This window comes from Streptomyces sp. NPDC001507 (genome assembly GCF_042894765.1).
Taxonomy (GTDB): Bacteria; Actinomycetota; Actinomycetes; order Streptomycetales; family Streptomycetaceae; genus Streptomyces.
The window spans coordinates 221801-233838 of the sequence record NZ_JBIAVV010000008.1; the positions used below are offsets into that span (position 1 = coordinate 221801).

The window sequence follows — 12038 nt, forward strand, 5'->3', positions numbered from 1 at the left end:
AGGAAGGGTTGACGGGTAGCGCAGATCCTTGCAGATCTATGCCTGGTCTGCGTCGGGCTGTGCCCGCAGATGGCGCTGCGCGGCGATCTTCGACGACAGGCTGTAGATGTCGATGAAGCCCTTGGCCGCGGCCTGGTCGAAGGTGTCGCCGGTGTCGTAGGTGGCGAGGTTGAAGTCGTAGAGGGAGGAGCCGGAGCGGCGGCCGGTGACGACCGCGCGGCCGCCGTGGAGCGTCATGCGGATGTCTCCGGTGACGTGCTGGCTCGCCTCGTCGACGAAACCGTCCAGGGCGCGCTTGAGCGGGGAGAACCACAGGCCGTCGTAGACGAGTTCGCCCCAGCGCTGTTCCACCTGCCGCTTGTAGCGGGCGAGTTCGCGCTCGACGGTGACGTTCTCCAGCTCCTGGTGGGCCGTGATGAGCGCGATCGCGCCCGGCGCCTCGTACACCTCGCGGGACTTGATGCCGACGAGACGGTCCTCGACCATGTCGATGCGGCCCACGCCCTGGGCGCCCGCGCGCTCGTTCAGTTCCTGGACGGCCTGGAGGACGGTGACGGGCCTGCCGTCGATCGCCACCGGGGCGCCCGCCTCGAAGGTGATGACCACCTCGTCGGGTTCGCGCGGGACGGCCGGGTTCTTGGTGTACTCGTAGATGTCCTCGATCGGGCCGTTCCAGATGTCCTCGAGGAAGCCGGTCTCGACGGCGCGGCCGAAGACGTTCTGGTCGATGGAGTACGGGGACTTCTTGGTGGTCGCGATCGGGAGGTTCTTCGCCTCGCAGAAGGCGATCGCCCTGTCCCGGGTCATCGCGTAGTCACGGACCGGGGCGATGCAGGTCAGGTCGGGGGCGAGGGCGACGATGCCGGCCTCGAAGCGGACCTGGTCGTTGCCCTTGCCGGTGCAGCCGTGGGCGACCGTGCCGGCGCCGTGCTTGCGGGCGGCCGCCACCAGGTGCTTGACGATCACCGGACGGGAGAGGGCGGAGACCAGCGGGTAGCGGTCCATGTAGAGGGCGTTGGCTTTGATCGCCGGGAGGCAGTACTCGTCGGCGAACTCGTCCCTGGCGTCGGCGACCTCCGCCTCGACCGCGCCGCAGGCCAGGGCGCGCTTGCGGATGACGTCCAGGTCCTCGCCGCCCTGGCCGACGTCCACCGCGACGGCGATGACCTCGGCGCCCGTCTCCTCGGCGATCCAGCCGATGGCGACGGAGGTGTCAAGACCGCCGGAGTAGGCGAGTACGACGCGCTCGGTCATGGGTCCCTCCTCACGTACATCCGCTCGCTATGCATGAGTATGCAGAGCTCTGCATGATTCGTCAATCTGCCGGGGTTCGGCCGACCGATAGGAAAAAGGGTTGAACAAACGAAACCGCTTACCCGTACCCATCCCTGAACGTCGGCGCCGCGTTTGTAAACCCACCCCTGACCCAAGTGAGGCATCCGCATGTCCAGGGCTCTTCCGAAGTACAACAAGCGTCGTGTCGCGCTCATCGGCGGTGCCACCGCCGTGGCACTCTCCGGCGCGGTCATCGCCGGTACGGCCCTCGCCGGTACGCCCGACAAGAGCAGCGGCACGAACAACGCGCGCACCCTCGCCGCCTCCCCCGGCACCATCACCTGCCCGGACGTCGCCTCGAAGCTGCCGGCGATCCCCGCCTCCGCGAAGGCCGAGGTCGACAGAAACCTCACGCTCCTCCAGACGCAGATCCAGGAGGCCAACAAGCGGCTGGTCGACACGGTGGGCCAGGGCGGGCCGAACTTCGTGAACAACGCGATCCTCGGCCCCCTCAAGGACAAGCGGGTGGCGACCGTCAACCGGATCGCGACCGCGATCGGCCGTACGGCCGCCAAGCCGACCGGCCTGGACTCGCTGGCGCCGTGCACCCTGAACGCGAGCGGGACCGGCACGAACACCGGCAGCGGTACGGCGACGGGCGCCGCCTCGGCCACGCCGAGCACGGCGGCGACCCAGCAGCAGTCGACGGGCAGCACCGGCAGCACGAACACGAACACCGGTGCCGTCGGCACGATCACCTGCCCGGACGTCGCCTCCCGGCTCCCGGCGGTCCCCGCCTCCGCGCAGGCCGAGGTGGACCGCAACCTCACCCTGCTCCAGACTCAGATCTCCGAGGCCAACAACCGGCTCCGGACCACGGTCGGCCAGGGCGGCCCGAACTTCGTCCAGAACGCGATCCTCGGCCCCCTGGCGGACAAGCGGAAGTCGACCATCGACCGGATCGCCATCGCGATCGGCCGGACCGCGGCCAAGCCCACCGGTCTCGACTCCCTGGCCGCCTGCACGCTCACCAAGTGACGTGACAGGCAGCTGTGGCCGCCCCGTGTACAGCGCCGGCCGGGGCGGCCACAGTGGGGCCTCATGGGAAAGACCTACGAACGCATCGACGGCAGGCTCCGCACGTTCATCGAGGAACAGCCGCTGTTCTTCACCGCCACCGCCCCGCTCGCGGGCGACGGCACCGTCAACCTCTCCCCCAAGGGCCTGAAGGGCTCCTTCGCCGTACTCGACGAACTCACCCTCGCCTACCTGGACTTCGCCGGCTCGAACGCCGAGACCATCGCCCATCTGCGGGAGAACGGCCGCATCACCCTGATGTGGTGCGCGTTCCAGGGCCCGCCGAACATCGTGCGGGTGCACGGGCACGGGGAGGCGGTCTTCCGCGACGACCCGCGCTTCGCGGAACTCCTCACCCGTTTCCCGGACATCGACCCGTCCCTGCACGGCCTGCGCGCCGTCATCGTCGTCCACGCCGAACTCATTCGCGACAGCTGTGGCTACGCGGTCCCCTACATGGCCTACGAGGCCGACCGTGACCTGCACGGGAAGCGCTTCGCGCGCGAGGACGACGCCACGCTGAGCGCGTACTTCGAGAAGAAGGACCACATCGCGGTGAGCCTGGACGGCCTACCCGGGCTGCCGTTGCCGCTGCCTCCGTCTAGCGTCTGAGCCATGCGTCGAGGCGTCGTCATCACCTTTGTGTCCACGTCCCTGCTGCTGCTCGGTGCGGCGCCGGGAACCACGGATCCGCAGCCGCTGCCCGCCCAGATGGCCGACACGGGCGGCGGCAGCCAGCTGATCACCGCGGAGGCGTCCGCGCCGAGCTCGACCTCGGGGACTCTCACCTGGTGGGAGCGCAGGGACGGGCAGTGGACGCAGGTGGGGTCGGCCGCCGCGCGGTTCGGGGCGAAGGGACTGGTGGAGGGGGCCGAACGGCAGCAGGGTACGAACACGACTCCGACGGGGCTGTACGACCTTCCGTTCGGGTTCGGGCTGCAGGCGGCGCCGGCCGGGACCGCGGTCGAGTACCGGCCGGTGACGGCGAACTCGTGGTGGTGCCAGGACAACGACTCGGCCTCCTACAACCGCTGGGTCGAGCCGCTGCCGTCCGACTGCCGGGCCGCGGAGTCGGAGAAGCTGTCGTCGTACACGACGCAGTACGGGTACGCGCTGGTGATCGGGTTCAACTACGCGCAGCCGGTGCGGGGGCGGGGGGCCGGGATCTTTCTGCATGTCGACGGGGCGGGGGCCACGGCGGGGTGCGTGTCGGTGCCGGAGGATGCGATGCGGCGGATCCTTCAGTGGGCGGATCCGAAGAAGGGGCCGCACATCGCCATCGGGACGGTGGGCGGGGACACGGCTCTTACCCGGTACTGAGGTTGCCGGCACTGCTCGTGCAAGCGAGGAGGTGGTCGGGTGAGGGTCTGTCGCGCCCTCAGCTGTGCGCCCTTCAACGGGCTGCGGACGCGCAGCGCACACAGGTTTCCGCCGCCGGGCGAACTTCGAGGCGCTCCGTCGGGATCGGCTCACCGCATTGCTCGCAGCGCCCGTAGTCGCCTCGCTCCAAACGTTCCAGGGCGCGATCGAGATCGTTCAGATGCTCGCGCGCCTGGGAAAGCAGGGCGGCGACGTGTGCCCGTTCGAAGGCCGTGCTCGCCCCCTCCGGGTCGTGTTCGTCGTCAATGGCCACCAGAGCGTTCGCCTCGACGATCCCTTCGAACTCACGGCTGAGGGCGGATATCTGCTGCAGCGTGCCGACACGGTCGGCCGCGAGCAGCGCCCGCATCGACTCGCCCTGGGGTGCGGGAAAAGCGGCATTGCTGCACTGATCGCTCATATCGGGGAAAACCTCATTGTCGTGGGCCGAATTCCCGGGTGCTCGGACGGCGACGGCCTCAGCGATGATGTGGGCGGCCACGCTGGTACTGCTTCGGCCACGGGACGTCGTCACCGAGTACGCGGGCCGCGCGGAGCGGCCAGGTCGGGTTGCGCAGCAGTTCGCGCGCGAGCATGATCGCGTCGGCCGAGCGGTCCACGAGGATCTGGTCGGCCTGCTCCGGTGCGGTGATCAGGCCGACCGCGGAGACGGGCAGGGCCGCGCCCTCGCGGACGGTTCGGGCGAAGGGCACCTGGTAGCCGGGCTCCGCTTCGATACGGGCGTTGTGGACGAGGCCGCCGCTGGTGACGTCCACCAGATCGACACCGTGGGCCACCAGGTGCCGCGACACCTCGACCGTCTCCTGCGGGGTCCAGCCGCCGTCGGCCCAGTCCGTGGCCGAGAAGCGTACGAACAGGGGGCGGTCCTGCGGCCACTGCGCCCGCACGGCGTCGGTGACCTGGACCAGGAAACGGCTGCGCCCGTCGAGATCGCCGCCGTACTCGTCGCTGCGGTGGTTGGACAGCGGTGACAGGAACTGGTGCAGCAGATAGCCGTGCGCGGCGTGGATCTCCAGGACCTCGAAGCCGGCGGACAGCGCCCGCGCGGCGGCCTGGCCGAAGGCCCGGACCAGAGCGCGGATGTCGTCCGCGCCGAGCTCCCGCGGGGCCGGCCAGTCGCCGAACGGCAGCGGTGACGGCGCGACCGTCTGCCATCCTCCGGCCTCCGGTTCGACGTACACGTCACCCTCCCAGGGCGGTGCCGTCGACGCCTTGCGGCCGGCATGGGAGATCTGGATGCCGGCGATGGCTCCCTGCCCGTGGACGAAGTCGGTGATCCGCTTGTACGCGGCGGCCTGCCCGTCATCCCAGATGCCGGCGTCGGAAGGGGTGATCCGGCCCTCGGGTTCCACTGCCGTGGCCTCCTGCATGACCAGGCCGGACCCGCCGCGTGCCAGGGAGCCGAGATGGACCAGATGCCAGTCCTGCGGATAGCCGTCGACCGAGCTGTACTGGCACATGGGTGCCACCCAGGCCCGGTTCGGGAAGGTCGTGCCGCGGAGGGTGAGCGGCGAGAAGAGACGGCTCATCGGAGGCCTCGCAGGGGGGATGGGGGACGCCGAGTGCCCCGCAGCCGTCGAGCCGCGGCCTGGGTTCCTGCGGGGCGCCCCGCACAGGGTCCCCGAGTACCCCAGCCGCTCGTGGCACACACCAAGGTGTCGGGAACCAGCCGCTCCACCATGGCCCTCACGACGGTCAGCCCAGCGATCAAGCCAGTTGAGACGACCTCTAGGTGTCTCCGCCGGTCGCGAGTTCGACTGTGAACGTCGTTGATCCTGGCGTGCTCTCCAAGGCGACTGTTCCTCCGTGCGCCTCCACCACCGCCGCCACGATCGAGAGGCCCAGGCCCGCTCCGCTGCCGGAGGCGTCCGGGCGGCGGCGGTGTTCTGCCCTGGTGAAGCGTTCGAAGACGCCCGGCTGGATGTCCTTCGGGACGCCGGGGCCTTCGTCGTGGACCTGGAGGACCGCCGCCGTGCCGTCCGTCTCCAGGGTCACCGTGACCTTTGTGCCGACGGGTGTATGCAAACGGGCGTTGGCCAGCAGGTTGGCCAGCACCTGCTGGAGGCGGTGGGTGTCGCCGGTGACCGTCACCGGGTCCTCGGGGAGGTCGAGGGTCCAGCGGTGGCCGGGGCCGGCGGCGCGGGCGTCCGTGACGGCGTCCAGGACCAGGTGGGTGAGGTCGACCGGGTGCCTCTCCAGGGGGCGGCCCGCGTCCAGGCGGGCCAGGAGGAGGAGGTCGTCGACCATCTCGCCCATCCGGGAGGACTCGGCGGTGATGCGTTCCAGGGCGCGGGTGACCTCGCGGGGCACCGGGCCCGGGTGCAGCAGCGCCAGTTCCGCGTGGCCGCGGACCGAGGCGACCGGGGTCCGCAGCTCGTGGCTGGCGTCGGCCGCGAAGGTGCGCAGGCGCTCCTCGCTGGCGTGGCGCTTGGTGAGCGCGTCCTCGACGTGACCGAGCATGCGGTTGAAGGCGGTGGCCATCCGGCCGACCTCGCTGCGGGGGTCGGACTCGGGGGCGCGGGAGGGCAGGGCCACCTCGCCGCTGGCGAGCGGGAGTTCGCTGACCCGGGTGGCGGTGTCCGCGACGCGGCTCAGGGGGCGCAGGGACCAGCGGACCCAGAGCGCGCCGGCCACTCCGGCCGCGGCCAGGGCGAGGCCGAAGACGGCGGCGGCGACCAGTTCCAGGCGGTGCACGGTGGCCCGTACCGGTTCCAGGGACAGGCCGGTGACCAGGACGTCGCCGTCGCGGCCCGGCCAGGCCAGCAGCCGGTAGGCGCCGATCGAGGCGAGGTGGACCGTGTGCCCCCGGCCGTCCACCGGCAGCGCGGCGAGGGCCGTGCGGTCGCGGTTGGTGAGGGCGACGGTCAGGTCCGGGTCGGCTCCGGAGGGGATCAGGGCCGCGTTGGTGACCTGGCCCTTCAGCAGGCGGGCGCCGAAGGTGCCGGGGGCCTGGCGGCGGGTGTCGCCGTGTTCGTCGCCGTCCCGGTCGCTGGGCTTGTACGTGCCGTGTTCGAGGGACTGCGGGAAGCTCGGGCCGGTCTGCTGGAGCTGCTGGTCCAGCCGGCCGGTGAGGAAACCGTCCAGTTCCACCACGGCCGCGACGCCGACGGCCGCGCAGCTCACCGCGAGCAGCACGACCAGGCCTGCGGTGAGGCGGGCGCGGAGGGTGCGGAAGCGGGGCAGGTGCCGTAGCCGGCGTAGCAGGTTCATCCGGTCACCTGGTCACGGGTTTGAGGACGTAGCCCGCCCCGCGGACCGTGTGGATCATGGGCTCGCGGCCCGCGTCCACCTTCTTGCGCAGGTAGGAGATGTACAGCTCGACGACGTGGGCGCGGCCGCCGAAGTCGTACGACCAGACCCGGTCGAGGATCTGCGCCTTGCTGAGGACGCGGCGCGGGTTGCGCATCAGGAAGCGCAGGAGTTCGAACTCGGTCGGGGAGAGCTCGATCAGCTCGCCCGCCCGGGTCACCTCACGGGCCTCCTCGTCCATGGTGAGGTCGCCGACGACGAGGCGCGGGCCGTCCTCCTGCTGGCGGGCCATGCCGGCCCGGCGCAGCAGGCCGCGCAGCCGGGCCACCACCTCCTCCAGGCTGAAGGGCTTGGTGACGTAGTCGTCGCCGCCCGCGGTGATGCCGGCGATCCGGTCCTCGACGGCGTCGCGGGCGGTGAGGAAGAGCACACAGACGTCCGGCTTGACCCGGTGCAGCGAGCGGAGCACGGCGAAGCCGTCGGTGTCCGGGAGCATCACGTCCAGGATCACCGCGTCCGGCAGCAGCTCCCGGGCCGCGGCCAGCGCGCTCGCACCGTCGCCGGCCGCGCGGACCTCCCAGCCCTCGTAGCGCAGGGCACCGGTGAGGACCTCCGCGAGGTCGGGGTCGTCGTCGACGACGAGGACGCGGAGCTGGGTGCCGTCGGGTCTGGTGAGGGCGGGGCGGCCGGAGCGGGTCGTGTTCATCGCGTCTACCAGCATCCCTCCTCCCGGCGACGACGGGTGACCGCCGGTGCTCTGAGTTTCCTCTGAGCGGGCTCGGCGGGCCCGGTTCAGAAGGTGCTCAGAGGTTCGGGTCGCACAGTGGCGTCCTGACCGGAGAAAGGACCCGCCTCATGACGACCGTGGACGAACGGCGCACGGCCCGGGCCGCACCCGCCGTGGCCACGCGCCGCTCCCCCGCCGCCGCGGTGCTCGCCGCGCTGTGGGCCGGCGCCGGGGCCGTGCTCCTGCTGTGGTGGTCGGACACCGGCTCGGTCGTGGGCGCGGCGGGCTGGCTGACCGGGGCCGGGCGGATCGCCGGCCTGCTGTGCGGCTACTCCTGCGCGGTGCTCGTCGGCCTGATGGCCCGGGTGCCGCTGCTGGAGGTGCGGGTCGGCTCGGACCGGGTGGCCCGCTGGCACGCGATGGCCGGCCGGTACACGGTCTGCCTGCTGGTCGCGCACGTCGTGCTGATCCTCACCGGGTACGCGGCCCAGGACCACGCCTCCCTCGTCCACGAGACGCTGAACGTCGTCCTGAACTATCCCGACATGCTCAAGGCGACCGCCGGCACGGTGATCCTCTTCGCCGTCGGCATCACGTCGGTGCGCGCCGCACGCCGCCGGACCAGCTACGAGTTCTGGTACTACGTCCACCTGCTCACCTACGCGGCCGTCTTCCTCGCCTTCTTCCACCAGCTGACGCTGGGCAACGACCTCAACGGCAAGCCGGTCGCCACCGCCTTCTGGTACGCGCTGTACCTCGGGGTCGCCGCCCTGGTGATGTGGTTCCGGATCCTGGCGCCGGTGCGGCTCAACCTCCGGCACCGGCTGCGGGTGCACTCCGTGCAGCAGGAGGCGCCGGGCGTGTACTCGGTGGTCGTCCAGGGCCGGCGGATCGGGGAACTGGGCGCACAGGCCGGGCAGTTCTTCCGCTGGCGGTTCTTCGGCGGCGACGGCATGGGCTGGACCTCGACCCCGTACTCGCTCTCGGCACCGCCGCGCGGCGACCTGCTGCGGATCACGGTCAAGTCGCTCGGTGACCACAGCGCGGCCGTGTCGCTGCTGCGCTCCGGCACCAGGGTGTGGGCGGAGGGCCCGTACGGCGGCCTCACCGCGGACCGGGCCACCAGCCACCGGACCCTGCTGATCGCGGCGGGCGTCGGCGTCACCCCCCTGCGGGCGCTCTTCGAGACGCTGCCCGGAGACGTCACCCTGCTCTACCGGGCACGCACGGCCGAGGACCTGGCGCTCGGCGGCGAGCTGGAGGCGATCGCGCGCTGGCGCGGCGCCCAGCTGCTGTACGCCCTCAACGGCCCGCGGGGCGAGCGCCCCGCCCTCACGGCGGAGTCGCTGCGGGCGACCTTCCCGGGCCTCGCCGGTTACGACGTGTACATCTGCGGTCCGCACGGCTTCGCCCAGGAGCTGTACGGGGCGCTGCGCGCGGCCGGGGTGCCCGACCGCCGCATCCACCACGAGTCGTTCGAACTGTGAGAGCTGTGAGGCCCCTGTCGTGCACGCACTGAACAAGAACCGGCCACTGCGCCGCATCATGCTCGCGAGTGCCACCACCGTCTCCGGCGTGGTGATGCTGCTGGCGCTGAAGCCGCACACCGCCCCGACCGTGGTCACCGACTCCGCGGCCCCCGCCCCGTCGGTGTCCGCGAGCGCCTCCCCGGGCGCGACCGGTCACTCCGGCAAGTCCGGCACGTCCGGGAGCAGCAGCACCGGCACCAGGACCGTCACCGGGGACACCGTCCAGACCCGCTGGGGCCCGGTCCAGGTGAAGGTGACCATCAAGAACGGCAAGATCACCGACGTCACGGCGGTCCAGTACCCGTCGGACAACCCACGGGACCAGGAGATCAACCAGTACGCCCTTCCGCAGCTGCGCACCGAGGCGCTGGCGGCACAGAGCGCGAGCATCGACACCGTCTCCGGGGCCACCTACACCAGCCAGGGTTACCAGCAGTCGCTCCAGTCCGCACTGGACTCCGCGGGACTCTGAACGCTCTGGCGGTACGGCACGTACCTGTGGGCCAAGGGTCAAGTCCCTACGGAGGAACCGTGACCACCACGCTCGCAGGCGGACGTGCCGCCCGCCGCCAGACGATGCGCCGCATCCGCCCGCGCCGCTCACCGGCCGTACCGCTGCTGCTCGCCGTATGGGCGGGCGCGGCGGCCGTGCTCTGGCTGTGGTGGCACAACACCCCGTCCATCGCCGACCAGAACGGCAAGATCCTCAACGCGGGCCGGATCACCGGCCTGCTGGCCGGCTATCTGATGGCACTCGTGGTGCTCCAGATGGCCCGGGTGCCCGCGCTGGAGCGGCGGGTCGGCTCCGACCGCGTCGCCCGCTGGCACGCGATGAGCGGCCGCTACACGCTCTGCCTGGTCTTCGCGCACGTCTTCCTCATCATGTGGGGCTACGCGCTGCAGGCCGGCAAGACGCTGAACGACATCGTCCAGCAGACCATCGACTCCGTGAACCAGCTCCCCGACATGGGCAAGGCGGCCATCGGGACCGGCCTGTTCGTCGTCATCGGCCTGACCTCGATCGGACCGGTGCGGCGCCGGATGCCGTACGACACCTGGTACCACGTGCACCTGCTGACCTACGCGGCGGTGTTCCTGACGTTCTGGCACCAGATCACCACCGGCAACGACTTCGCCCTCACCCCGATGGCCAAGACCTTCTGGTACGGGCTGTACGGCGCCGTCACCGCGCTGGTGGTCTGGTACCGGATCCTCACCCCGATCCGGCTCAACCTGCGGCACCGGATGCGGGTCGAGGCGGTCATCGAGGAGACGCCGGGCATCGTGTCCGTGCTGATCGGCGGGCGCAAGCTGCACCGGATGGGCGCGGAGGCCGGCCAGTTCTTCCGCTGGCGGTTCATGGCCCCCGGGATGCGGTTCAGCTCGCACCCGTACTCCCTGTCGGCGGCTCCGCGCCCCGACATGCTGCGGATCACCGTCAAGGCGATCGGCGACCACAGCGCGCGGCTGCGCGAACTACGGCCCGGGACCAAGGTGTGGGCCGAAGGGCCGTACGGGGCGATGACCGCGTCCCGGCGCAGCCGCGGCAAGGTCCTGCTGGTGGCGGGCGGCGTCGGGATCACGCCCATGCGGGCGCTGTTCGAGACGCTGCCCGGTGCCGCGGGCGACCTGACCCTGCTCTACCGGGCCAACACCACGCAGGACCTCGCCCTGTGGGACGAGCTGGCCAAGATCGCCAAGGAGCGCGGGGCCCGGTTGATGTACGCGGTCAACAGCCCGGACGGCGAGCGTCCTGACATCTCCGCCGAGAACCTCCAGCGGAAGATCCCGGACATCGTCGACCACGACGTCTTCATGTGCGGCCCGCCCGGGTTCGCGCAGGGCGTGTACGAAGCACTGCGCGGCGCGGGGGTTCCCGCCCGCCGCATCCATCACGAGTCGTTCGAGATGTGAGCGACGGGACCACACGGGAATCCAGGGAATCGGGAGTTCGTAAGCGATGAGGAAGAGTCACCCCATCAGGCGTGTGGTGCTGGCCACCGCGGCGACCGTGTCCGGTGTCGTGCTGCTGCTGTCGCTGAAGCCGTCGTCGGACCCGGCGTCCGCGTCGGCGGCGGGCGCGGCCCCGTCGGCCGCGGCGGCCGGGCAGGAGTCGCCACAGGGCGGCACCGGGGCCGCCGGCAGCACCACGGTGGACGGGGACGCGACCCAGACGCAGTACGGGGTCGTCCAGGTCCGGCTGACCGTCGCGGGCGGCAAGATCACCCAGGCCCAGGCGATCCAGGCACCCAAGGGCGGCACCAGCGACCAGAAGACCGCGCTGTCGGTGCCGCAGCTCAACAAGGAGACGGTGGCGGCGCAGAGCGCGAACATCGACTCCGTCTCCGGGGCGACGTACACGAGCACCGGCTACAAGCAGTCGCTGCAGTCGGCGCTGGACAAGCTGAAGGCGGCGAGTGCGTCGAGCTCTGCGGGCTCCTCCGCGGGGTCCTCGTCCTCCTCCGGGTCCGCGCAGGCGCAGGCCAAGACGGTGACCGGGCAGGTCGCGCAGACCCAGTACGGGCCGGTCCAGGTCCGGATCACCGTCTCCGGCGGGAAGATCACCAAGGCGGAGGCGGTGCAGGCGCCCAAGGGCGGCACCAGCGACCAGAAGACGGCGCTCTCCGTCCCGAAGCTCAACCAGGAGGCGGTGGCGGCCCAGAGCGCCAACATCGACTCCGTCTCCGGGGCCACCTACACCAGTACCGGCTACAAGCAGTCCCTGCAGTCGGCGCTGGACCAGGCCGGTGGCTGAGGCGGTGGCCGAGTCCGCGGAGGCTCCCGCCGCGGTGCGTCATGCG

General features: G+C 71.3%; 12 protein-coding genes. 7 read left to right on the forward strand and 5 right to left on the reverse strand.

The window, feature by feature from the left end:
• Positions 1–36 precede the first annotated feature (36 nt).
• Positions 37–1254: an argininosuccinate synthase gene (locus tag ACFY0K_RS26080; protein ID WP_390641882.1), complete on the reverse strand. Its 1218-nt coding sequence runs from the start codon at positions 1252–1254 to the stop codon at positions 37–39.
• A 189-nt stretch (positions 1255–1443) separates the two neighbouring features.
• Between ACFY0K_RS26080 and ACFY0K_RS26085 the strand changes: the two genes are divergently transcribed.
• The 3 genes from ACFY0K_RS26085 (at position 1444) to ACFY0K_RS26095 (ending at position 3672) form a co-directional block, all read left to right on the forward strand.
• Positions 1444–2313: a hypothetical protein gene (locus ACFY0K_RS26085; protein ID WP_390641883.1), complete on the forward strand. Its 870-nt coding sequence runs from the start codon at positions 1444–1446 to the stop codon at positions 2311–2313.
• Between the two features lie 63 nt (positions 2314–2376).
• On the forward strand, positions 2377–2964 hold the full coding sequence (locus tag ACFY0K_RS26090; RefSeq protein ID WP_351958839.1) for a pyridoxamine 5'-phosphate oxidase family protein: 588 nt from the start codon (positions 2377–2379) through the stop codon (positions 2962–2964).
• A 3-nt stretch (positions 2965–2967) separates the two neighbouring features.
• The gene (locus ACFY0K_RS26095; protein WP_390641884.1) at positions 2968–3672 is read left to right on the forward strand and encodes a L,D-transpeptidase; all 705 of its coding nucleotides are present in this window, start codon (positions 2968–2970) and stop codon (positions 3670–3672) included.
• A gap of 73 nt (positions 3673–3745) precedes the next feature.
• On the opposite strand, the gene ACFY0K_RS26100 is transcribed toward ACFY0K_RS26095, so the two are convergent.
• The 4 genes from ACFY0K_RS26100 to ACFY0K_RS26115 form a co-directional block, all read right to left on the reverse strand.
• A complete protein-coding gene (locus ACFY0K_RS26100) occupies positions 3746–4132 on the reverse strand; it encodes a TraR/DksA family transcriptional regulator (protein ID WP_390642068.1) in 387 nt (128 codons plus the stop codon).
• Positions 4133–4190: 58 nt separating this feature from the next.
• A complete protein-coding gene (locus tag ACFY0K_RS26105) occupies positions 4191–5261 on the reverse strand; it encodes an NADH:flavin oxidoreductase/NADH oxidase (RefSeq protein WP_390641885.1) in 1071 nt (356 codons plus the stop codon).
• 199 nt (positions 5262–5460) lie between these two features.
• Positions 5461–6942 carry a sensor histidine kinase gene (locus ACFY0K_RS26110; RefSeq protein WP_390641886.1) on the reverse strand — a complete coding sequence of 494 codons (1482 nt, stop codon included), beginning with the start codon at positions 6940–6942 and terminating at the stop codon, positions 5461–5463.
• Positions 6943–6946: 4 nt separating this feature from the next.
• The gene (locus ACFY0K_RS26115) at positions 6947–7687 is read right to left on the reverse strand and encodes a response regulator transcription factor (protein WP_351959006.1); all 741 of its coding nucleotides are present in this window, start codon (positions 7685–7687) and stop codon (positions 6947–6949) included.
• Between the two features lie 149 nt (positions 7688–7836).
• Between ACFY0K_RS26115 and ACFY0K_RS26120 the strand changes: the two genes are divergently transcribed.
• The 4 genes from ACFY0K_RS26120 to ACFY0K_RS26135 are packed head-to-tail and all read left to right on the forward strand — an operon-like array spanning position 7837 to position 11992.
• The gene (locus ACFY0K_RS26120) at positions 7837–9195 is read left to right on the forward strand and encodes a ferric reductase-like transmembrane domain-containing protein (protein ID WP_390641887.1); all 1359 of its coding nucleotides are present in this window, start codon (positions 7837–7839) and stop codon (positions 9193–9195) included.
• A gap of 19 nt (positions 9196–9214) precedes the next feature.
• On the forward strand, positions 9215–9709 hold the full coding sequence (locus tag ACFY0K_RS26125; protein WP_390641888.1) for an FMN-binding protein: 495 nt from the start codon (positions 9215–9217) through the stop codon (positions 9707–9709).
• Positions 9710–9768: 59 nt separating this feature from the next.
• Positions 9769–11151: a ferric reductase-like transmembrane domain-containing protein gene (locus ACFY0K_RS26130; protein WP_390641889.1), complete on the forward strand. Its 1383-nt coding sequence runs from the start codon at positions 9769–9771 to the stop codon at positions 11149–11151.
• Between the two features lie 46 nt (positions 11152–11197).
• Positions 11198–11992 carry an FMN-binding protein gene (locus ACFY0K_RS26135; protein ID WP_390641890.1) on the forward strand — a complete coding sequence of 265 codons (795 nt, stop codon included), beginning with the start codon at positions 11198–11200 and terminating at the stop codon, positions 11990–11992.
• Positions 11993–12038 lie beyond the last annotated feature (46 nt).